The organism is Pseudomonas sp. 910_21 (assembly GCF_052850735.1).
The window spans coordinates 88648-110705 of sequence record NZ_VXCY01000006.1; the positions used below are offsets into that span (position 1 = coordinate 88648).

General features: G+C 64.2%; 10 protein-coding genes. 1 reads left to right on the forward strand and 9 read right to left on the reverse strand.

The window, feature by feature from the left end:
- Positions 1-66: 66 nt before the first annotated feature.
- From FW796_RS19900 to FW796_RS19915, 4 genes are all read right to left on the reverse strand, one after another.
- Positions 67-9069, reverse strand: coding sequence for a TcdA/TcdB pore-forming domain-containing protein (locus tag FW796_RS19900; protein ID WP_446439864.1), 9003 nt, complete (start codon positions 9067-9069; stop codon positions 67-69).
- 121 nt (positions 9070-9190) lie between these two features.
- Positions 9191-11350 (reverse strand): type I secretion system permease/ATPase, encoded by a 2160-nt coding sequence (locus FW796_RS19905; protein WP_446439865.1) that lies wholly within the window; start codon positions 11348-11350, stop codon positions 9191-9193.
- Positions 11351-11352: 2 nt separating this feature from the next.
- Complete coding sequence (locus FW796_RS19910) at positions 11353-12741, reverse strand: HlyD family type I secretion periplasmic adaptor subunit (protein WP_346632984.1); 1389 nt, start codon at positions 12739-12741, stop codon at positions 11353-11355.
- The gene (locus FW796_RS19915; RefSeq protein WP_346632983.1) at positions 12738-14879 is read right to left on the reverse strand and encodes a type I secretion system permease/ATPase; all 2142 of its coding nucleotides are present in this window, start codon (positions 14877-14879) and stop codon (positions 12738-12740) included. Before FW796_RS19915 ends, FW796_RS19910 begins: the two co-directional genes overlap by 4 nt.
- Before the next feature lie 498 nt (positions 14880-15377).
- Between FW796_RS19915 and FW796_RS19920 the strand changes: the two genes are divergently transcribed.
- Positions 15378-16145: a substrate-binding periplasmic protein gene (locus FW796_RS19920; protein ID WP_446439866.1), complete on the forward strand. Its 768-nt coding sequence runs from the start codon at positions 15378-15380 to the stop codon at positions 16143-16145.
- Positions 16146-16280: 135 nt separating this feature from the next.
- On the opposite strand, the gene pelG is transcribed toward FW796_RS19920, so the two are convergent.
- The 5 genes from pelG to FW796_RS19945 are packed head-to-tail and all read right to left on the reverse strand — an operon-like array spanning position 16281 to position 22045.
- On the reverse strand, positions 16281-17651 hold the full coding sequence (pelG, locus tag FW796_RS19925; RefSeq protein WP_346632981.1) for an exopolysaccharide Pel transporter PelG: 1371 nt from the start codon (positions 17649-17651) through the stop codon (positions 16281-16283).
- The gene (pelF, locus tag FW796_RS19930) at positions 17652-19184 is read right to left on the reverse strand and encodes a GT4 family glycosyltransferase PelF (protein ID WP_346632980.1); all 1533 of its coding nucleotides are present in this window, start codon (positions 19182-19184) and stop codon (positions 17652-17654) included.
- Positions 19181-20170, reverse strand: a complete 990-nt coding sequence (locus tag FW796_RS19935) for a HEAT repeat domain-containing protein (RefSeq protein WP_346632979.1) — start codon at positions 20168-20170, stop codon at positions 19181-19183. Before FW796_RS19935 ends, pelF begins: the two co-directional genes overlap by 4 nt.
- The gene (locus tag FW796_RS19940) at positions 20148-21518 is read right to left on the reverse strand and encodes a PelD GGDEF domain-containing protein (RefSeq protein WP_346632978.1); all 1371 of its coding nucleotides are present in this window, start codon (positions 21516-21518) and stop codon (positions 20148-20150) included. The genes FW796_RS19935 and FW796_RS19940 overlap by 23 nt, the downstream gene beginning before the upstream one ends.
- Positions 21519-21523: 5 nt before the next feature.
- Entirely contained in the window at positions 21524-22045 is a 522-nt protein-coding gene (locus FW796_RS19945; protein ID WP_102865063.1) for a penicillin-binding protein activator LpoB, read from the reverse strand.
- Positions 22046-22058 lie beyond the last annotated feature (13 nt).

The following is a 22058-nucleotide window of genomic DNA, read 5'->3' on the forward strand; positions in this document are numbered from 1 at the left end:
ATACCCGAAAAAAATGGGCCGCAGACAGGAGAGGCTTTGCGCCCCTCCTGTGTTTCTCCTGCGAGGTCAGGTCAGTGAAGGCACCAGCACCGCCTGCGCGGCCTGATGGTTTTTCGGCAGCTGTTCGCGAGCGCCGCCAGTGTCAGCGAAGGCCGCCATGGCCCCGCTGAGTTTTGCCAGGCTGGGGCCCCGGCCATCCGCCGCCGAGTCCAGCCCATCCGCCGCCGAGCTCAGTGCGTTCGCCGCCGGCAGCGTCTCGCGCTGGCTCCAGGCCAGTTCGAACACGCTGTCCCTGGTCGATCCGCTCGGGCCAAAGCCCTTGAGCAGTTGCTCGACGCTGATCATCGACGAGTCGCCCTTGAGCTCGATCAGCAAATGCCCGTGGGCGGCCGCCTGGCTGCCCAGCACCTGGCGCAGCACCAGGGCCGTGCCATTGCCCGTGTCGGTCAGTTGCACGTCCTCGCCCCGACGGCTGACGAGGATGTTCTTGCCATCGGCCACCGGCAGGATCACCCGATCCAGGGCCAGGCCCGGATCATTGTTGTCGATGACCACCGAGCGGTAATGCGCCCACATCGCCGGACTGAAACGATAGGTGTCATCCCCGGCGCCCCCGTGCAGCACCACACTGTCGACCCCGGCAATCAACGGCGGCGTCAGGTCATCCTGACGAGCATTGCCGCTGGCTCCCTGAATCAGCAGCGAGGAGCCGATGCGCTCGATATTTGCGTAATGGCCCAGCTGCAGTGCCTTGCCGTCCTTGACCTGATACAGCGCCTGCTCCGTCGGGCTGTAGACATAGGCCGAGTGCGGCGCGCCGGCAGCGACCCCAATAAAGCGCAGGTCGCTGCCGCCCGGGATGCCGTTGCTGGCAAACATCTGCCCACTGGCAATATCGAACCAGCCGCGGGTGTCGCCGTCCTGCAAGGTCAACACGCCTTTGGCGCCCCACTGGCCGGCCACCGTTGCCAGTGCTTGAGGCAGATTACCCAGCCGCGCCTGCTGCCAGCCCTTGTCCACGGCCACCAGTTGCACATCGCCGTTGTTGCTGCGCAGCAGTACTTCGCCCTGCAACGTGGTCAGGCGCAACCCGGCATCGACCTGGACGGCCGAACGCAGTGGCTGCTTGGGCATCCAGTCAATGGCGGCCGGCAATTGCGCCGAGTCCTCGAGCACCTCATCGTTGCCAAACGCGGTCGCCAGTGCTTGCGATGTCAGCGGCGGCTGCAGATAGAGTTTGCCGCTCTCGGGCTCGAACAGCCGGGCACTGGCGCTGGCATTGTCGAAGCCGAGAAACTGCAGCGGCTTGCCTTGCAGCGGGGACGAGGCCACCACCACCTGACCGTTGTGGTACCACACCGGCAGCGCACGCTTGCCGTCGGCGGTCTTGACCCCGAATACCGCCAGGGTGGCGTTGCTGCCGGCGACCTCGGCGAGGTTCGTCCACCAGTTATTGTGGCTCTTGAGCCAATGCTCGTTGACCGCCTCATAGCTCAGTCGTCCGCTCGCCTCGATCCGGGCCATGCGCCCGTCCTCGGTCACGGCCAGCAGATGGCCGTTAAGGTTGAGCACATTGGCCAGGGGCGGCGTGGTCAGGCGCAAAGCGCTCGGCTGGCCGGCATCCAGCACCTTCTGCCCCGGCCCTTCCTGGCGGAACAGCACCTGCTGCGCCTTGCTGTAGAAATAAAACACTTCCTGGCCACCGGGCTGCGCCAGGCTGCCCGCCAACACCAGATCCGCCGGAATCTGCCAGGCGCTTTGCGCTTGCCCCGGGGCATCGGCACGTGGCGCCTGCCCGGCCGGTGGCGCCAGGTTCGGCTTGATCACGATGCCGTCGCTGCTGCGCACCCAGTAGCGGTGCGCGACCTTGGCGTTATCCAGACCAAACACCGTGATCAGTTCTGCCGCGGTCGGTTCCAGCATGGGGGCACCCAGGCTGTACAGCGGGGTGTCGCGCTCGGTGGCCTGCGTCTCGTAGCCCTTGAGCAGGGTCTTGAGGCCGTCGCCATGCTGGCCGGTGCGCGCCGACAGCTGCAGCAGCGACTCATCGCCGACCACCCCCACCAGCTCCATCCGGTCACCGAGGATACGGAAGCTCAGTTCGGCTTCCCGCTCCTTGAGCTGATAGCGACGGGCCAGATACAGCGCATCGCCCTCTTGCCAGAACCGGCTGATCTGGCCGGCGCTCTGGTTGAACGAAGGGGCGAACTGCGCATCGACCTTGCCGCTGGCAATATCGACCCGCCAGGCGGCGGCGTTCTCGGCATCGACGAAGTAGGCATGCTCGCCGATGACCGCCCCCAACTGGGCGTTGCGCGCCTGTTGCACATCGGTGTCGGTGAACAGCATGCGGTCCTTGGCGACGTCGTAGTACGCCCGGCCGACATTGCGCTCACCGTGCTTGTAGTTCTCCACCAGCACGTATTGGCCGTGCAACTGATGGGCCTGGGCCAGCTCCTTGAGGTGCTGTTCGATGCGCTGCCCGGGCACTTGCCATTGGCTTGCGTCTTCTTTCACCACATAGGTGGTCTGGCCGGCAAAATCGGCTGCCCGCACTTCGCCCTTGGCGTTGACCAGCAGCACCTGGCCGCTCTGGGCCGGATCGAGCTTGACCTTGACCCCACCCACCAGCAAGTGGTCCTTCGCCACGGTGATGCTGTCGCTTTCAAGCTGGCTGCTGTCGATGATCCAGCGTGACGGCTGAGTGCCGGCCTCGTTGCTGAGCCTGACCTCGGTGCCTTCGTTGAGGCCGATCAGGTATTCGCCGCCTGCGCCCTGGATGTCGTAGCGCAGGTAGCCGTACAGCTCTTTGGGCAGCTGCGGTATCACCAATTGCCGGCTGTGCCCATCGAGCAGCACTTCTACCGGCGTCTCGACGTACTCCTGGTGAATGCGCCGGATCGTCTCCTCGCTCGGGAAGATGTAGAAGTCGTAGTCGAAGCGCCGGTCCTGCTCGAGCTTGCGAATCACATCGAAACCCGTGTCATGCCGGGTGGTGGCCCCCGGCAGGATCATGTACTCGTAGCTGATGTAGGACTTGGGCGTGCCCGGCAGGATCACCGTCCTGCTGTCGCCGTGTTCGAGTTTCGGCGGCTTGGCGCCGTGGCCAATGCCGCTGCGCACCTCGATCGCCTGGGCGCGGTCGTGGATCATCCGCGGAAAGTCCCCGACCCAGAAGAAGTAGTTGATCGCCCCGGAACCGGTGGAGCCGTGGTGGGTGCGGTAAATGTACTGGCTGTCGAAACCGACCTCGTTGGCCCGCAGATCGAGGCGCTTGACCACCGCCCCGGGCAGCGGCACCAGCACCTGCTGTTTCTCGTCATAACGGTAGCCGTTGCCCTGGTAGGCCTTGTCCAGGGTGTCGAAGTAACGCCCCACCGCCTTGGCGTCTTCGGCCACCGCGCCAAAGGCTTGGGCCAGTGCCGTGAACCCTACCGCCAGGCCACCGAGGATCACCCCCGCGCCGCCCAGCACCGCCGCGGTGGTCGAGGCACCGATCAGCCCGGCACCGATACCCGCCGCGCCACTGACGAAGCTCGCCGAATCAAACGCCAGCTGGGTGCCGAATACGGCTTTCTGCACATCGTTCTCGGCATGGGCCAGTTCGTAGGCATCCAGGCCAACCATGGCCCCGCCAAACAGCACGCCTGCACCCTCGTTGACCGTGTGTCCCAGGGTTGAGGCAAAATCCTTGAGCGAGGATTCGGCGGCCAGGGCTTCGCCGCGCAACGCGGTTTGCACCAGTTGGGTGACCTTGGCCACATCTTGCAAGGTGCCATGACCGATCTGCGCCAGACCCAGGTAGCTATGGATCTTCAGGGCGGTGGCCAGGTCCGGTGAAACCACGCCTTGGGCCGCATCCTTGCGGTTCTTGTCGGCAAACCACTGGATCAGTGTCTGGACCGCAAAGCCCGCGTTCAGGCCGTCCACATGCGCCACTTCGCCGACCCCGCCGCGTGGCCGGATCTGCCCGTGCTCCAGGGTGAAGTGCTCGTTGAGCACGCTCATATGCTCATCGACGAAACGGCGGAATTCGACAAAGGTGCCATCGTCGGTGTTCAGCCAGCGGGTCTGATCGGGCTGGTCACGGTTGATGAACTGCACCCGATAGCCGCCCTCCGGCTGTGGCTCGGTGTTGGCGATGATCGGTATCCACTGGCTGCTCAGCTGGTGTTCCCGGGCCAGCCGGGTGCTGGCGGCGTCGAAGCGAGCCCCCCATTGCTCGGCGTCGAAAGTGGTCAGCGCCGCGCCCAGGCGCAGGTCCTGGCTGACGCGCTGCTGGGCACCCACCGCCTGCTCCACCTGGCGGCGTTGGCCGATGACGCCGGCCAACTCCTCGGGACGCGACAGATCGGCAACGTTCAGCCCGCTGCCCACCGGCACCTCGGCCATCTTGTGGGTGTCGATCTCGATCAGGTTGAAGGCCGGCTGCGACTGGCTGCCGAACGAGCCGTAGTGCGCCGCCAGTTTTCGGCGCACCAGATGCTGCTCCATGGCCTTGGCCAAGCCCTTGCTGGAGTCGAAAGCGAAGATCCCCACGTTCGGGTCGTAGAAGTAGAAACGACGGCCTTCGGGGCCCTGGGTACTGCCCACCATCATCGAGTGGTTCTGGGTGTTGAGGGCAAACATCGAGTCGCTGCTGCTGTTGGCCAGCCGTGCCACCACGTCGGACAACTGGAACTGCCCCAGCTCCTTGGACGCCTGGACCGCGTCGACATTGGAATGCAGCCGGATCAGGCTGTTCTTGAGCAAGGTCGAGCTGCCCGCCTGGGGATCGGCCGAGGCCAGGAACAGCTTCTGCACCAGGCTGTTGACCCCCGCCTCGCCGCCCCTGGCCAGGGCGACGGCCATGGCCCTGACCAGCGGGTAGCAGCGGCCTCCGGAGCGGTCACCCACCAGCGACAGGTAGAAATCCTGGGGCGCCAACTGGCCGAAGACACTGCCGGCGCCCCGGAAGTCTTCACTGAAGGTCGCGGTCTGGCGCAGCACCTTGTCGATGTATTCGGCCTGGCTGGTTTCGCTGATGCGGGCACTCAGGGCGCCACGCTGTCCAGGTGTGAGCTGGCCGTCGAGAAACAGTCGCTTCATCTCCAGAGCCGACTTCTTGTCGTCCAGCCCAGGAATCTTGATCTCGCGAAAATCGCGCACGCCGTCACTGAATGCCGTGCCCCGGGCCCCGCGCTGATAGGCCTCGGCAATGGCGTAGCGCTCGCCCACGCTGGTGCTGCGCTCATCGCCGCCGCCCTGGATCGCCGTGTCGTCGGTGCGCACCACCGCAGCGCTGCCCTGCTTGGCCTGGATCTGCTGCCAGAGCCAGGTCTTTTCCACCGAAGCGGCCTCACGCAACACCGGTTCGTACTGCGCCCGGTAGAAGTCCTGCGTGAGGTTGAGCTGCTTGATCTGCTGGTCGATCAGGCTCTTGTCGCTGGTACCGCGCCGCTGCTCCTGGAGTTGATAGCGCTGGTCGCTGAGCTGCTCGATGTCGGCGCTGACCTTGGCCTGAACCGCTTCGCGCAGCCGGTTCCAAGCGGCAATGGCCGGATGCTCGGGAGAAAAGTCGCCGCCGCTGTAGACGCCATCGGCCACCCCTTCAGTGGACACGCCGAACTGGGTCGCCACCTTCTTCAGGTTCTGGTGCACCAGTTCGCGGTAGTCGGCGAACTGGCTCCGGTTGCGTTCCTGCACCTGGCTGTCGGCGGTCTGGATGGAAAGAGGCTGGGCACCGTCGCGCAACTTCGGCCAGACCATCTGCCCCTCGCGCTGGTACTCCTGGCGCTGGAACACCAACTGCCACTGGCCGTCGACGACCTGCATGTACGCCGCAGCCAGGCCCTCGGCGGTGCCGGCCACTTGGTAGTCCTTGTAGTCGACCGCCATCACCACGTTGTCGTACAGCAGCGAACTGTTGACCCGACCGTCGTGATAGACCCGATAGGTATTGGCGTCCAGGCTGGTCACCACCAGCGAGCAGCCCGACAAGGTGCCGGTAAAGAGGAAGCTGCCCGCACGCCCCTGCTTGGGAATGTCCACATAGGCCGGTGCGGCGTTGGCCTGGTTCGGCCCGTTGTAGCCGAGGAAATACGCCGGCACGCTGTCCGGGCTCGCGGCACTCACGGAGTTGGCGTTGTGCTCGGTGTATTCGAGCTCATACAGCTTGGGCGCGACTTCCACCAACTGCACGTTGCCCTGGGCCGGCAAGCGCCCGGCCTTGACCAGGGCCTCGGCGCTGAGGGTGTGAGTCTGGGCGAACTGCACCGGGTCGGCGGCAAACTGATGAATGTCGGCGCTGCCCTGGCGCGGTTCGAAGCCGGCCCCGTGCCCTGCCAGTCCGCTCTTGAGTTGCTGGTCCCTGGCGGCCTGCCCCAACAGCGCGGGCAGCGGACCCAGGTCGGTGAAGCGCGGTGGATGGAACTCCTCGCTCGGCGCCAAGCCTTGATTGACGATAGGCAACACTCGGGCCATCACGGCGTCGTACAGCTCTCCGTGCAAGGCCTCTCGATGCCCTTGGGCACGGTAGCGGTCGAAGGTCTGCAGCAGGTCCTTGCCGATGCTGTCCGGCCCTTGTGGTTCATAGCGGGCGGCGACATACAGGGTTTCGAAGAACGAGTGATAGCCGTTGCGGATCATGAAGGCCGCGTTGGCCATCTGGAACTGCCAGTACTGCTTGACGCTCGGCGCACTGCCGAACAACTCCGGCAAGGCATTGCTGACGGTCTGGGTGGTCCCGGAGATGCCCCCCACGAACGGGGTGTCCAGGTCGTTCATGTAGCGCGTGGCTTCATTGTTCGGATCGGGACGGAACTGGCTGTAGCTGCGGTACTTGTCGTCCTGGATCAGCAACGCGGCATCGGTCTGGGCCTGCTCCGGGTGGGTATTGAGGATCAGGTAGGGGTCGGGCTGATTCAGCCGGTTGTTGATCATGACCTTGTCGGCGCCGGTTTTTGGCGCAAGCGCGACATGGGCATTGACCGGCACCGCGGCCTTGGAAAAGCTGTCGGCCACGGGGCGCAGGGCATGGAACAACGCCTGTTTGCGCAGGCTGCGGCCCTGGTCGCCGGACAACAGCGCCTCGACCGTCGGCCGCAAGGCACCGTCGGCCGGCGCCAGGCCCTGGGGGCCGCTCAACAACAGGTTCAGCAGTTTGCTGTCCAGGCCGCGCTCCACTGCCACCTGATCAAAGACATGCACCTTCGGGTTGCCTGGATGCTGCCCGGCGTTGGCGCTGGCCACTCGCTGTGTTTCCACCTCGATCGCCTGGGCGCGCCACTGTTCGTACAGCGGTGCCAGCAGCAGTTTGGCCTGGGCAATGTCGCTCTGCAGATAACCGCCTTGCAGGACCTTGTCCAGTGCCTGGTTCTTCACCAGATTCTGCCCCAGGCCGAACAGCAGCTCATCGTTGTCGTGACTCTGCCAGACCGACGCGGCGAAGGCCTGTTCCCACAGCACCTTGTTCAGGTTGTTGCCCTTGATATCCCGCAGGCTCGGGCGGCTGTGTTGCGCCAGCAGCACCCCGGCCGGGGTGATGTGGTTGCGTTCGAGCAGGCGCGTCAGCTGCTGCACGAAGGTGGCGCGCTCGCTGCTGCCTGCAAACAGCCGGCTGGCCTTGAAGCCCTCGCCGCGCAGTTGTTCCAGACGCTCAAAAAACGCCGCGTTGTATTGATACAGAATCTCGGTCTGGGCCTTGCTCAGGTGGCTGCTGCTGACCTTGTCGCCCTCGACGGTCATCAGGGCAAAAGGTGTCGCCGAACGGTAAGCGTCGCCCTGGGGCATTTCCAGCAGGTACTGATGCTCGGCAAAGCCGACCGAGCGCTCCAGCTCGTGAATATTGACGAACAGGCCGTCGCGGTCCGGGTGGTAGCTGTTCTGCCGATAGTCTTCGACACCCAGGGTCTGGAAGCTGGTGATGTCCGCGTTCTGATTGATCAGCTCGCTCAAGGCGCCGGCCAAGGGCACTTCGCGACTCACGCTGGTGCCGGGCGACTGGCCCGATACCTGGATGCCGATCTGGTTGGGCACTTTGCGATCGACGCTGGTCAACAGCAGCTTGCGGCCGTTGCTCAGCACCTGGGCCTTGAAGCCTTCGCGCAGGGAGCTTTCCGACACCAGGTGGTTGGCGAAGTACTGCTCGACGAACCCGGTCTTGACCAGCACCGAGCGAATCGGTGCATAGGTCGGCGAACGCATGGACGGCGGCTCGCTCTTGAGCCGGTACTGTTGCTGCCAGGCCAGGGAACGGGCTGCGGTGCCAAAGGAAAAATTCAGCACGCCGTCGGTGGGCACCACCAGCAGGCCGTGTTCCAGGTAGAAGTCCTTGAAGCGGCCATCGGTGCTGGCATTGACCAGCGCCACGTTCATGCGGATGTAGCCCGGGCGCTCCTCCATCATCAGCAGTGACAGGTTCACCGGCAGCTCGTCGGAGGCCCGGGGCGCCTTGGCCAGTGCGTCCAGGCTCGCGGCCTGCTGCTGCGGGGCGGCCTTGAGCCAGGCGTTGTAGCGAGTACTCACTTCCTTGTAGGCCTGCAGCTCGGAGAACAGGGTCACGTAGGACTGACTGAAGGTGGAGTCGGCCACCTGCACACTCAGGAGCTTCTCCAGGCGATTGATCCGGCCCTTGAGCTCTTTCTGCTTGGCCGGCGCATCGGCTTGCAGGACCTCGGCCTTGGCGCCGCCGGGACTGAGCAGCCGCAGGGCCTTGTTCCAGGTGCTGTCATAGTGGGTGATCGCCGTGTGCTGGCGGCTGTACAGCACAATGTCACGGTCCAGTTGCTGCTTGTAGGCACGGGTGGCCGGGGTGTCGGCGATGGTGTTCATTTCTTTGCGGCGTTGTTGCAGCACCTGCAACTGGTCGCCCACCGAGACCGGGTTGTCCTGCATCTGGTAGTGCTGGGCGGCCAGCACGCTCAGGGTGCTCTGCTGCATTTCCAGCAAGCGGTCGCCGACCTGGCCGATGTACGCGGCACGCTCGTCGGCGCTCATGTTGAACCATTCGGTTTGCCGCCCTGCCGTCTTGATCTGTTGGTCGATCAGGGAATTGAGCAGGCGCGTGAAGTCCTTGGACATAAAAGCCATTGCAATGATCCTTTGTCTGTTTTGAGCAAAGCCCTGCGCGTCGCGAAAGGCTGCCTATGGGTATGGAACTGCGGGGTGGGGAGACATGACGGGTGGGCGAGTCCTCCTGCCGTCGGTGGGGTCAATCCTTCATCTGCAGCGCCCACTGCCGGGCATACAACCCGTCCAGGGCGAGCAGCTGTTGGTGTGTGCCTTGTTCGAGCACCCGGCCCTGATCGATGACCAGAATCCGGTCCGCATGGCGCAGGGTATTGAGGCGATGGGCAACGCTGATCACCGTGCGGCCGCGGACGATGCCCTGCAGGTTGGCCATCACCGCCGCTTCCGACTCGTAGTCCAGGGCACTGGTGGCTTCGTCCAGCAACAGGATGCCGGGGTTGGTCAGCAGGGCCCGGGCCAAGGCAATGCGTTGACGCTGGCCGCCGGAGAGCTGGCCGCCACGCTCGCCCACCTCGGTCTCGTAGCCCTGGGCCAGGGCCTCGATAAAAGGCGCCGCCCCGGCCAGACTGGCGGCGTGCCGCACCTCGGCGTCGCTGGCCTGAGGCCGGCACAGGCGAATGTTCTCGGCAACGCTGCCGGCGAACAGCACGCTTTCCTGGAGCACCACGCTCATGTTGCGGCGCAGGGCCACCGGGTCGGCGATGGCCAGGTCGATGCCATCCACCAGCACTCGGCCGTGCTGAGGCACATAGAGGCGCTGCAGCAGGCGGGTCAGGGTCGATTTGCCGGAACCGGAGGGCCCGGTAATGCCGACGAACTCGCCCGGCTGGATCTCCAGATCCAGCTGGCGCAGCACTTCCTGGCCGTCTTCCTCGTAGCGAAAACGCACCCCCTGGAAGCTCACCCCGCCCTGCAACGCCGGCACCGAAGCCAGACCGCCGCTGCCGCTTTCACATTCGCTGTCGAGAATGTCCCCCAGGCGGCGCAGGGAAATCAGCGTGTGCTGAAAGTCCTGCCAGACCTGGGCCAGGCGCAGGATCGGCTCCACCACATGCCCGGCAAGCATGTTGAAGGCCACCAGTTGGCCGGGGCTCAACTGGCCATCCAGCACCAGCATCACGCCCCACCACAGCAACAGCGCCGCGGTCAGCTTCTGGATCAGGCCGATGCCCTGCCCGGCCCAGATCCCGACGACGCGGGTGTGGAACGCAGCACGTACATAGGCCGCCAGCTGGCGCTGCCACTGCTGCTGGAAGGCGCTTTCGATGGCCCCGGTCTTGATGGTCTCGATGCCGGTCACGGTCTCGGTGAGAAACGCCGTGTTGGCCGCATTCAACTCGTATTCGCGCAAGGCCCGGCTGCGCAGCAAGGGGCCCACGCACAGCCAGAAGAGGAAATACAGGGCCAGGGAGCCCACCACCACCCAGGTCAGCAGCGGTGCGTAGCTGTACATCACGGCGATGAACAGCCCGCAGAACGCCAGATCCAGCACCAGGGTCAAGGCCGAGCCGGTGAGAAACTGGCGGATCTGTTGCATCTCACCGACCCGGGCGATGATCTCGCCGCTCTGGCGCCGCTGGAAATACCCCAGCGGCAGCTGGATCAGGTGCTGGTACAGGCGCGCGGACAGCTCGGCGTTGATCTTGCTCGCCACATTGCTGAACAGCCAGGATCGCAAGAGGCCGAACAAGGGCTCGAACAACGCCAGGGCCAGCATGGCGATACCCAGCACTTGCAGGCTCGACAGGCCGCGACTGACCAGGACCCGGTCGATGATGTTCTCGAACAGCAGCGGCGTGACCAGTGCTACTCCTTGCAGCATCAGCGACACTAGCAGCACGCTGCGAAACTGCCGCCCATGCTTGAGGATCGACGGCAGGAACCAGGAGACGCCGAAACCACTCGTCTTCAGTTGCACATGCCGCTCGGCCAGCAGCAACACCTCTCCCTGTCCCTGATCATGGCCTTGCCAGAGCGTCGCCAGCTCCTGGCGCGAGAGAGTCTGGCATTGCCCCTGCAACGGCCAGAACACCCGGACCCGATCGCCCTCCACCGCGTCCAGCACCGCCCAGCCCTGAGTGGTATCCAGCAGCGCTGGTAGCGGCAGGTGATGCAGGCGCTGCACCCGGCTCTGTACTGCCCGTGCGCGCAGGCCGATCCAGCCGGCGCAGCGCCGCAGGTCAAGGCTGTCGGCCGGGCCTTCAACCCGTCCCAGGCGGTGAGTCAGCTGCGCCACGCTGATGCTCAGGTCGAAGTGCCGGGCAGCCCAGGCCAGGGCGTGCAGGCCAGTGTCGAGCATCGTCGATGATGGTTCAGAAGCCAGATCGAAGGCGTGGGTCATGTTCAACGCTCCCGCAACGCTTCGGACTGATACTCGCGAATCGGGCTCAGCAGGTAATTGATCACCCGTCGCTCACCGGTGCGAATCTCGCCGGTCACGCTCATGCCGGCCTGCAAGGGCATCCAGCCCTGCCCCGCAGCGATGGCCGCACGCTCCAGGCGAATCCGCGTAGGGAACACCAGCCCCAGCTGTTCGTCCTTGATGGCGTCACCGGAGACATGGGCCACGGTGCCGCGCAAGGTGCCGTAGCGGGTATAGGGAAACGCATCCACCTTGATCTCCACGGGCTGGCCGGCCTTGACGAAACCGACGTCCTTGTTCAGCACCATGACCTCGGCGTCCAGCTCGGCCCCCTCGGGCACGATCACCAGCAACTGCTGCGCCGCTTGCACGGCGCCGCCCAGGGTATGCACCGCCAATTGCTGGACCACGCCGTCCACCGGCGCCAGCAGGGTTTGCAGGCGCTGCCGGTCGCGGCCACGGATCAGTTGCTGCTCGAGCACGGCGATCTCCTGCTGGCTGCGGTTGAGCAATTCATGCTGTTCGCGCTGGGTTCGGGCCAGGAAGCTGTCGCGCTGCTCCCGACGGTTCTGCGCCTGGGCCTTGAGCACCTGCAGCTCGGCCTGTTGCTGGGCCAGCGAACGCTCGACGTCCAGTTGCTCCTTTTCCTGCTCAAGCAATTCCACCAGGGGCATCAGTTGTTCGGCGGCCATCGCCCGGCGTGCATGGAGCCGTTTGCGCACATTGCTGGCCAGCTTGCCCAAGGCGCTGATCTCGCTGCCCCGAGCCCGCTGATTGGCCTGGTTGATGGCGATTTCGGCGTTGAGGCTGTCCAGGTTGGCGCTGATTTCCTTCCAGGTACTGAGCAGTTGCTCCCGGGCCGCCGCGGCCTGCTGTGCATCCAGGCCAGCAGGCGTCTGGTAGCTGTGCAAGGGCTCCGGGGTCAGCAGTGCGCGAGCCCGGGCCAGTTCCAGGCGCTTGAAGTCCAGTTGCGTGCGCAACTCACTGAGTTCGGCGTCGATACCGATCGGGTTCAGCGCCACCAGCACCTCGCCGGCCTTGACCCGCTGCCCGTCACGCACATGGATGGCCTGAACTTCACCCGCCTCGTGCGCCTGGATCACCTTGGTGTAGCTGGAGACCATGAGGCGCCCGGCGGCACTGGCATGAATGTCGAGAAAGCCGAGGATCGCCCAGCCCAGGGCCAACAGGATCGCCAGGATCAGCAGCAATGCCGTGCCCCGGGCCCAGGGCGCGGGTGGCCGCTCGACAATTTCCAGGTAGCCGGGCTGAAACTCGTACTCGTCGCGGCTGCGCTTGAGCCGCGTCCGTGCGTCACCCAGGCGCTGCCAGGCGCGGCGCCAGCGAGACAACAGAGCGTCGAACATCATGACGCCTCCTTGCACAGCGCCTGCTGCAGCGCCCACAGCCGTGAGTAGCAACCGCCGTTGGCCAAGAGTTGCTGATGGCTGCCGGATTCGCTGATGCGCCCCTGCTCCAGGGCGATAATGCGTTGGCAATGCCGTACCGCAGACAGGCGATGGGCAATGATGATCACCGTGCGTCCCTGGGCGATGCTCGCCATGTTGTCCTGGATCAGCGCCTGGGATTCGTCATCCAGGGCGCTGGTGGCTTCGTCGAAAATCAGGATGCGCGGGTCGCCCATCAGTGCCCGGGCAATGGCGATGCGTTGCCGCTGGCCGCCGGACAACGAGCTACCGGCTTCGGCCAGCACCGTGTCGTAGCCCAGGGGCAGGCGCAGGATGAAATCATGGGCACCGGCCAGCCGTGCTGCAGCGATCACGCTTTCCAGGGAGGCCGTGGGATGCCGCAGGGCGATGTTGTGGCGCACGCTGCGGTTGAACAGGTAGTTTTCCTGGAGCACCACGCCAATCTGGCTGCGCAACCAGGCCGGCTGCAACTGATCCAGGGGCAAGCCGTCGATCAGGATGCGCCCGCCATCGGGGGTGTAGAGTTTCTGCAGCAAGCGGGTCAGTGTGCTCTTGCCGGACCCGGACGGCCCGACGATGCCCAGGGTCTGCCCCGCGGCGATCTGCAAGTCCAGGCCGCGCAGCACCCACGCAAGTTCCGGACGGTAGCGGAACACCAACTGTTCGATGCGCACTTCGCCGCGCAACGCCTGTGCCGGGCGCAGATCCCCCTCGGCCTGCTCCACCGGCAGGTTGAGCATGTCGCCCAGTTTGTCCACCGACACCCGCACCCGGACGAACTGCTGCCAGACCTCGATCAGCTTGGCCACAGGCTGGCTGACGTGGGACAGCATCATGTTGAAGGCAATCAATTGGCCGATGCTCATCTGCAAGTCGATGACACGGCTTGCGCCCCAGCAGATCACCGCCACCGCCGTGACTTTCTGCAACAGCATCACGGCCTGGCTGATGGCGCTGCCCAGGGTCTGGCTGGCAAACCCGGCCTCGACCATCTGCGCCGTCTGCGACTCCCAGCGACGCTGCATACGCGGCTCCACCGCCAGACTCTTGATGGTTTCGCTGCTACTGACGCTTTCATTGAGAAAGGCGGTGTTGCGCGCCGCACTGTAGAACTGGCGCTCGATGCGTTTCTCCAGCGGGCCGGTGCTGAACCAGGCCAGCAGCGCATACAGTGGCAGGGTCAACAGCACCAGCAGGGTCAACGGCCAGGAAATCCAGGCCATGACCGCAAAAAACACCAGGGTGAAGGCCACGTCGACACACAGGGTCAGCAGCGAGCCGGTGAGAAACTCGCGGATGCTGTCCAGCTCCTGGACCCGGGTGATGATCGCCCCCACCTGGCGTTGCTTGAAGTACAGCAGCGGCAGGCCCAGCAGATGGCGCAAGAGCTTGACCCCAAGGCCAATGTCGATGCGATTGGCAGTGTGCGCTGCCAGGTATTCACGCAAGCCCTTGAGCAGCACCTCGAACAGGCCCACCAGCACCAGGGTCATCACCAGCACGTCGAGGGTCGACAGCGCCCGGTGCACCATGACCTTGTCCATCACCGCCTGGAAGAACAACGGCGTCGCCAGGGCCAGCACCTGCAGCAACAGCGAGCACAGCAGCACTTCGCCCAGTATCCGCCGATGGCGCAGCAGCTCCGGAATGAACCACGACAGATCGAAGCGCAGACCGCTCTGGCGCAGGCGAATCACCTCCCCGCTCCACTGCTCGGCCAACTGCGGGCGATCGAGCATGTCCGGGGTTGGCACTGCAGGTCGCTGCACCAGGGCCTGTGTGTCCGAGAGCCGCGCCAGCAAAATGAAGTCGCCGCTGTGGTTGCGCCAGACAAGGGGCAGCATCTTCGGGGTCAGCCGGGTCAGCGCCAGACGTTCAAGGCGCAGATCGACGCCGGCGTTGCGTGCATAGTCCCTGACGGCCTGGCGCAGGTCCCGTGAGGGATACGGGTGCAGGGCTTGCGGGTCCACGGCTTGCGGCACGCGTTCCTGGGTCAGTTGCAGCAGCAGATGGCAGCAGGCCAAGGCTGAGTGAACGGCCGTATCGGCCGCGGATGATGGGGCAGACAGCGCTGTCATAGCGGAGCATCCGCTGAGGACGGGCTGCGGGTTGTTGCAGTATTGACTGGCATAGACCGCTCGTTTCTTGCTCCAGGGAGCATGGAGGCACGAACGCAGTCTGAGTCAGCCAATTACGAATGATAATCAGCAGTTTGATTGAAGCGTTTTAACTAAAACTTAAGGCTGTCCCGTAAATCCCCTGCATGCTCATACGGCACATGCAGAGAGCCTGGCCCCAGACTGGTGAGGGTGGCGAGGCTACTGATATAGCGCTGCTCACGGCTGTTCAACCTGAGTATCAGCGCGTGCCAGTCAATGCCCTCACCGGTTGCGCGAGCCCTGAACCGTGATGGCTATCAGAGGTCAAAAAAATCCGTCAAACCCATCCATCTCTGCGCATAACCCTCTAATCTTGGCGGCACGTTTTGCAGGTCGTTGCGGGTCGGTCTCTGTACGTGTCGAATACGCAGCGTTAATCCGAGAGCATGAAATGCCACTGTTTGTTGAGTTACTGCCATGACTCATGTGAGTCAAACGTTGCGCCAGCGGGGGGCGCTGATCCTGACGACGCTGCTCGCTCTGATGGTCTGGGTGCCTTCAGGGTCTGGCGCAGAGTCCCCTAGCCTCGACCTGTACGTCGTCGACGCGCCGCCTTTATCGATGCTGGACCAGGCTGGCCTGCATGGCATCGTCGGCGACGCGACGCTGGAAGCGGCGACCCGCGCCGGTTATACCCTGCACTTCATAGAAGCGCCTTGGGCCCGAGCCCAGCAAAACGTGCGCAAAGGCGTCGACAAGCTGATCATTCCCCTGTCGCGCACGCCAGAAAGAGAGGCTGATTACACCTGGATCGCGCCCATCATGACCATGGACAGAGCGTTTTTCAGCCTCGATAAACGCGTCCAGAGCATGCAGCAAGCGCGGGAAACCTTTGCCCGTATCGCCGTTGGCCGCGGCAGCGCCCAAGAGCAAAAACTGCGGACAGAGGGTTTTAGCGATACCCAGATTTATCCGTTTGAGATTGGTGAGAATCCGGCGCAATTGCTGCTGATGGGGCGCGTCGATGCCTGGTTCAATGGCATTCCTGAAACGCAAGCTATCTGGCGCAACGTGTCAAACAGGACGTTGCAGGTCAGTCCGTCCTTGATGAAGACCGATCTGTATCTGGCCTGCTCCAAACAGTGCAACGCGGTGTTCGTGCGCCACTTGAGGGCGGCAGTCGAGACGCTGCGCAAGGACGGCACGCTGGAGCGAATAAAAGACGCTTACCTGAAACAGCCGTGACCCGTTGCCCCGGCGCAGGTCCATCAGCACCCCGCGCCAAGGATCTGTTCGCGCAGTGCACAGCAGCACCTCGGCCCAGTACCAGGCTTGCGCTGGCGTCATGAACGCGAGCCTGGATGGGTGATCGTGCACGCCTCAACGCGAGAGCATGAAGGTCTCGTACTCCAGGTCATCCAGCGCCGTCGACAACCGCGCCAGCCCCAGCAATACGCAGATCAGCAGCGACAGGGTAAAGCCATAACCGAAATAACTCGGCCCCAGGTGCAGGCTCAGCAGGGTCAACGCAGCGTTGAGAGCGACGAAGAACAGGCACAGCTCCAGCACGATCGCTCGTTTGTCGAGGTAGAAAAACACGTTGAGGATCGCCATGAACACCACCTGGATGCTCACTCCGATCAGGTCGATGTAGAACAGCGGCAGGTAGTAGCTGGACATTCCCAGCCACTCCAGCAGGCGCGGGCCGAAGAGAAACAGCAGTACCACCGTCAGCCCCTGGACCTTACAGATTTCCAGCAGGCCCTGGCGGATCGAGAAGGTCATCTCGGCTTTCAGCGAGCCGATATGCTGCAGGGTCTCGCCATCGCGCACCGCGCGGAACAGCCGGTCGTACCACTCGGCGAAGTCGGTTTCGATCCTGACCAGAAACACCGCCATACCGGGAATGATCGCCAGGTAGGCGAGGAAGATCGGCAAGTCGTACAGAATCGAGGCGCGCATCGGCCCGATCACCTGGCTCGAGGTGTCCGGGTTGAACCAGAAGATGAACTTGTCGATCCAGATGCCCAGGTTGTAGCAAAACCCGGTCAACAGCAGGCTGAGGAACACCTGACGGCGGTCGAGGAAGTCGAAGGCCACCAGCTTTTCGGCCCGGTACTCGCGCAGGATGTCGTAGAGAAACAGGAACAACAGTGAGCTGTGCCCCAGCAGCAACGCCAGCAACAGGCCTTCCATGCCCATGTGCCGGAGGAAGAAAGCGCTGCCGACCATCAGTCCATAGCCCACCAGCATCACCAGCAGGATGCGGTTATAGGCCTTCATCCCCGAGAGGAAGATGATCACCAGCCACAAGTTGCACAGCACCACGAAGTTGGCCAAGGTCAGCAGGCGGTAGATCAGCGGCTGGTCGAACAAGCTGGTCAACAGGAGAATGCCCAGCACCCCGGAGCCCAGGGTCACCAGCAGCAGCACACCCACCAGGTTCGGCAGGATCTGCTCGTACTTGCGCTCGAACAGGCGGTCGGAGACAAAACGGGTGAAGAACAGCTGCAAACCGCCGGTGAGGATCAGCGACGTGGCCATCAGGTAGGTCACGGTGATCAGGAACTGGCGGATCAGCACCTCCGGCACCACCAACCCCAGGCTGATGACCCCCACCAGCATCACGCTGAGAATCGACAGCACCCAGGGCCCGGAACTGATCAGGCCGGCATAGACGTAGGCGTGCAGCGTCGCCGTGTAGGAGTCGCGCGAGAGAATCTTGCGCAGTTCGAAACCAATGCCGGCCATTTACACAGCCTCCTTGTGTGCGGTGCCCATGGCCGTTTGATACAGCGCGCGATAGCGCTCGATCATCAGGGTTTCGCTGTAGTAACGGTGAACCCGCAACAAGCCGGCGGCCTGGGCGGACTTCCAGCGTTCGGGGCTGCGCAGCAGGTCGATGATCGCCTGGGACGTGGCCTGGGGATCGGCGATTGCCACCACCTCCCCGGCCAGCCCCAGATCGCGGTCGGCCGCCTCGCCGCCCTCGATCAGCTCACGGCAGGAGCCCACGTCGCTGCTCACCACCGGCGTACCGGCGGCCCAGGCTTCGAGAATCACCAGGGGCTGGGCCTCGCTGATGGAGGTCAGCACCATCAGGCCCAGTTGCGGCAGGATGTCCTGGATCTTCTGGAACCCGAGGAACAACACCTTTTGCTCCAGCCCGAGACTGGCCACCAGGCTGCGACACTCGGCGACGTATTCGGGGTCTTCCTCTTCCGGCCCGACGATCCAGCCTTCGACCTCGGGCATGACACTGACAACCCCGCGCATGGCCCGCAGGAAGGTCTTCACGTCCTTGATCGGCACTACCCGGCCGATCAGCCCGACCACCGGGGCGATGCCATCGGCCCGGGACTCCAGGGCCTGGGTCCAGACGTCCAGGTCGATGCCGTTGGGAATCACCTGGGTGCGCTCGGCCGGAGCACCGTCCTTGATCTGGCGCTGACGGTTGCCGTCGTACAGGGCGATGATCTGGTCGGCGCTTTCATAGACCAGATGACCGATGCGCTCGAAGAAGCGCACCCAGAGTATGCGGATGTACCCCGAGCCGGTGTCCATGCTGTCGTTGAGCGCCTGGTTGCTGCTTTCGGCGATCCAGCTGGCCTGAGCCAGGTCGATCTTGCGCTCCTTGGTGTAGATCCCATGTTCGCTGAGCAGCAACTGGCAGCCCCACAGTTGCTTGAGAATGCAGCCCACCAGCCCGGCATAACCGGTTGAAATCGAGTGCAGGACCCGAGCCCGCGGCATGCGCCGCGCGGCATCGGCCAACATCAGCAACGGCGACTGCATGGTGCGCAGGGTCCAGAAATAGTTGACGAAGGACGGATCGGCACAGTGCTGTTCGTAACCTTCGGTCAGTGCCTCCCAACTGGGGCGACTGTAGAGCACGTCATCCAGGGTGATACGCGCCTGGGCCAGGGAATCGAGCACGCCAATGCCCAGTTCGGCGGCCGGCTTCTCCGGGTTGTGCAGGTAACGGTACAGGTTGCTCAACTCGTCCAGGGACGCGGTGTGGGCGACTCGCTTGTGCTTGGGATTGCGCCAGGCCTCCTCCAGATACACTTCTTCGATGTGCACCACGTTGACTGGAATCTCATAGCGGCGCTGACCGTAGGCTTCGCGCTGGCCACCAATGAACAGTACGGAAAAGGTCAGTTGCGGCAGTCCGAGGATCATCTGGTGAATCCAGCTGGACACACCGCCGCGCACATAAGGCCAGGTGCCCTCGAGCAGCAGGCAGACATCGGCAATGGGCGTTGGGTTGACGGCGGTTTTCATGTCCAGGTCCTTACCAGCCCGGCAAAGGGCGGACGTTGTTGCATCTGCGGCGGCAAGCTTTTCAACAGCGCGGGAATCTCTGAATAGTTTCCGGTTTCAAAGGCGATTTCGGCACGGAACGGCAAGACCTTGGCCGGGTCCATGCCCGCTTCCTGGGCCTGGTGCATATGCAGTCGCGCTTTGCCGATGTCGCCACGCTCAAGGGCAATACGCCCGGCCAGCAACAGCAACTCGCCGCCCTCTCCCGCCTCCAGCGCCAGCTCGGCATGCTCGCCGGCTTGCCCCAGCACGTGCTGCTGAACGCTGCCCTGGGCCAGGCCCAGGTAGGCCAGTTCCCAGTACCAGCGCGCCAGGGTGGCATGCAAGGCGCCGGCCTTCTTGGGCGCGGCACCGGGCAACTGTTCGAGGGACGTCTGGATGCGCTGGTTGATGTCGGTTTCCTGCTTGTCGAGCATCGAATACGCCAGCAGGCGCACATCGTCGCTGGGATCGCCCAGGGCCAGCTTGAGGATCGGCACCGCTTCCTTGCCCGGCATCTTGCGGGTGGCGAGCAGCGCCGCCAGGCGCTGGTCGGGGTCCGGAGCGTGGCGCAGCACGTCCTGCAAGCCGCTGTCGCCGAAGGTCGGCGAATGCAGATGGGACTGTGCGCGAAACGGCAGGTCAGGAATGCCAACCGCCTGCCACATCTGCGTCTCGCGCTTGCGCGGCAGGTACAGCGCCGGAAAGATCGCGGCAATCACCCCGACCGAACCCAGCAGCGGCACAAAGAACGCCAGGCTGAAAATGAACAGCGGGCTCCATGGCAGCGGCCGGCGATAGCGCGCCGGCAACAGCAGCCACACCGCCGCCGTCAGCAGGCCGCAGGCGATACCGTGGGACATTGCATACAGCAGCGCGGTCTGCAGGTCGGGCAACTGCGCCGTCAGGCTGGCCCAGCTCCCCACCTCGAAAAACAGCGCTCCGCTAAACAGCCACTTGCTGATCATTCAGGCCACACTCGTTGTACAGAAAGTTACGCAGCCCATCGCGTTGCCGGGCCGACTCCAGGTCGTAAGGCAGCACCGTGACCCCCAGGCCGGCCAGGTCCACGCTCATGCCGAAGTGCTCGTGAACCAGCTTGCCCAGGCGCGTCAGGTAGCCTTGGGCCCCTTCGGCACTGGTCAGAGGCAACAGCACCAGCAACAGCCCGTGCCCGCGACTGTTGACAAGGCTCAGGTGCAGGTCCAGTCCGCGCTGGCTGCGTTCGAACAGCCGCGCCAGTTCATCGTTGGGCTGGGTCAGTTCAAAGGCATAGAGGCATCCGGACAGGCCGTGTTGCTCGACGTCCACCAGCGAACGCTTGAGCTGGCGGGTGAAGTGCTGGGCATCGGCGTTTTCCAGCTGCAGCACCTGTGAGTCAGGGTGCAGCAGGTCGGCGATATGCCCCGCCAGCAGCGCCAGCAGGCTGAGGGTGCGCTCCTGGAAGGCAAAGAACGGCATCTGCCGCACCGCGAGGATCGCCAGCACCCGCCCCTGGGTGTCCACCAAGGGAATACAGGCCTGCAGCGACGACACCGAAGCCTGTCCGCCGCTGTCGAGCAGTTCTTCACGCACACTCACCAGCTCTTCACGCTCCAGGCACAAGCGCACCAGCAGGTCCTTGTTGTCCAGGGGGCCCATGGTCCCGGTGGAGGCCAGCAAGGTCAGGGTCGGTGGCGCGCTGCCGGCCTGCTCCACACGGTACAGCCCGGCCACTCGCAACGAGCCGTACTGGCCCAGCAGGGTCAGCACCGGCTCGGCCAGCAGGGTCAGCGAATCATCGCCATTGGGCACCGCACGCAGGCGCTCGCGCAGGCCCAGCAACGAACTGCGCAGGCTCTGGTCGCTGCCGGCCAGGCGCTGCTCCAGGCGATCATGGGACACCCGCAGGATCTGGTGCGCCCGGGTGAAATCGTCGAGCCGGTACTGGCGATACTCGTTGGCCATCTGCAAGCGCAACAGTCGTCGCTCCCACAGGTCGCGCACCTCGCCGACGAGCATGCCGCAGACCAGCACGCCGACAATGTAGGACGGCGCGATCTGCGCGTAACCCGCCAGCCCCGACTGACGCAGAATGAAGAATGCCGCCACCAGCAGGCTGGCGCTGATCAGGCCGCGGACAAACCCGTAGCGCACGCCCAGCAACAACGGCGCCAGCACTGACCAGGGAAACTCGCCCTGCACTTGCAAAGGGTCCTGTGGCGCCAGCCACAGTCCCACGCCGATGACTAGAGCCGTCACCAGGAATGTTTCCAGCCATGACGCCGGACCGCTGGCGCGGGGCGCCAGCGCGTAGTCCATGTGTGGAGAGCTCATGACAGTTACTCGATCCTAAGGCCACCGACAAGCTTGTCGAGCACCTTCTGCGCGGCGCCAGCCAGGCTTTCGCGGGACCAACCGGCGCGGGCGCCGCTATTGCTCCAGAGCACTTTGCCGGTGCCCGCCTCGACCACCCGCAGGCTGATGCCCACCGCCGGCTCGCCATCCAGGCCATTCTTGTACTGCCACTCTTCAACGCTGCCGGATACCACATAGTCGAGCTTCTGCTCACGGGCCCAATCCATGGCGCCGGCCAGACGCTCGTTGTCGTCGAGCAGGGCCTGCTCGCCCTGCCCCGGCGCGCCGCTATAGACCTGGGGTTGAAGGCCGCGGCTGCTCAGCACACTCAACAGAATCTGCTCACTGCGCTCCCCGGCCTGGGGCGTCTGGGAATAGTTGACCAGCGGCAGCACGCCCCAACGCGCACTCTTCGACAGCTCAGGGCTGTCTTGACCGGTAAAGCTCGTGCAGCCGGCCATCAGCAAAGCGGCCATCGCCAGACTCACGCAACGAATGGATTGCATAAGGTTCACTCCT

Coding starts and splice junctions, on each gene's coding strand:
- FW796_RS19900 (WP_446439864.1), bottom strand. CDS start 9,069: ATGGCTTTTATGTCCAAGGACTTCACGCGCCTGCTCAATTCCCTGATC.
- FW796_RS19905 (WP_446439865.1), bottom strand. CDS start 11,350: ATGACCCACGCCTTCGATCTGGCTTCTGAACCATCATCGACGATGCTC.
- FW796_RS19910 (WP_346632984.1), bottom strand. CDS start 12,741: ATGATGTTCGACGCTCTGTTGTCTCGCTGGCGCCGCGCCTGGCAGCGC.
- FW796_RS19915 (WP_346632983.1), bottom strand. CDS start 14,879: ATGACAGCGCTGTCTGCCCCATCATCCGCGGCCGATACGGCCGTTCAC.
- FW796_RS19920 (WP_446439866.1), top strand. CDS start 15,378: ATGACTCATGTGAGTCAAACGTTGCGCCAGCGGGGGGCGCTGATCCTG.
- pelG (WP_346632981.1), bottom strand. CDS start 17,651: ATGGCCGGCATTGGTTTCGAACTGCGCAAGATTCTCTCGCGCGACTCC.
- pelF (WP_346632980.1), bottom strand. CDS start 19,184: ATGAAAACCGCCGTCAACCCAACGCCCATTGCCGATGTCTGCCTGCTG.
- FW796_RS19935 (WP_346632979.1), bottom strand. CDS start 20,170: ATGATCAGCAAGTGGCTGTTTAGCGGAGCGCTGTTTTTCGAGGTGGGG.
- FW796_RS19940 (WP_346632978.1), bottom strand. CDS start 21,518: ATGAGCTCTCCACACATGGACTACGCGCTGGCGCCCCGCGCCAGCGGT.
- FW796_RS19945 (WP_102865063.1), bottom strand. CDS start 22,045: ATGCAATCCATTCGTTGCGTGAGTCTGGCGATGGCCGCTTTGCTGATG.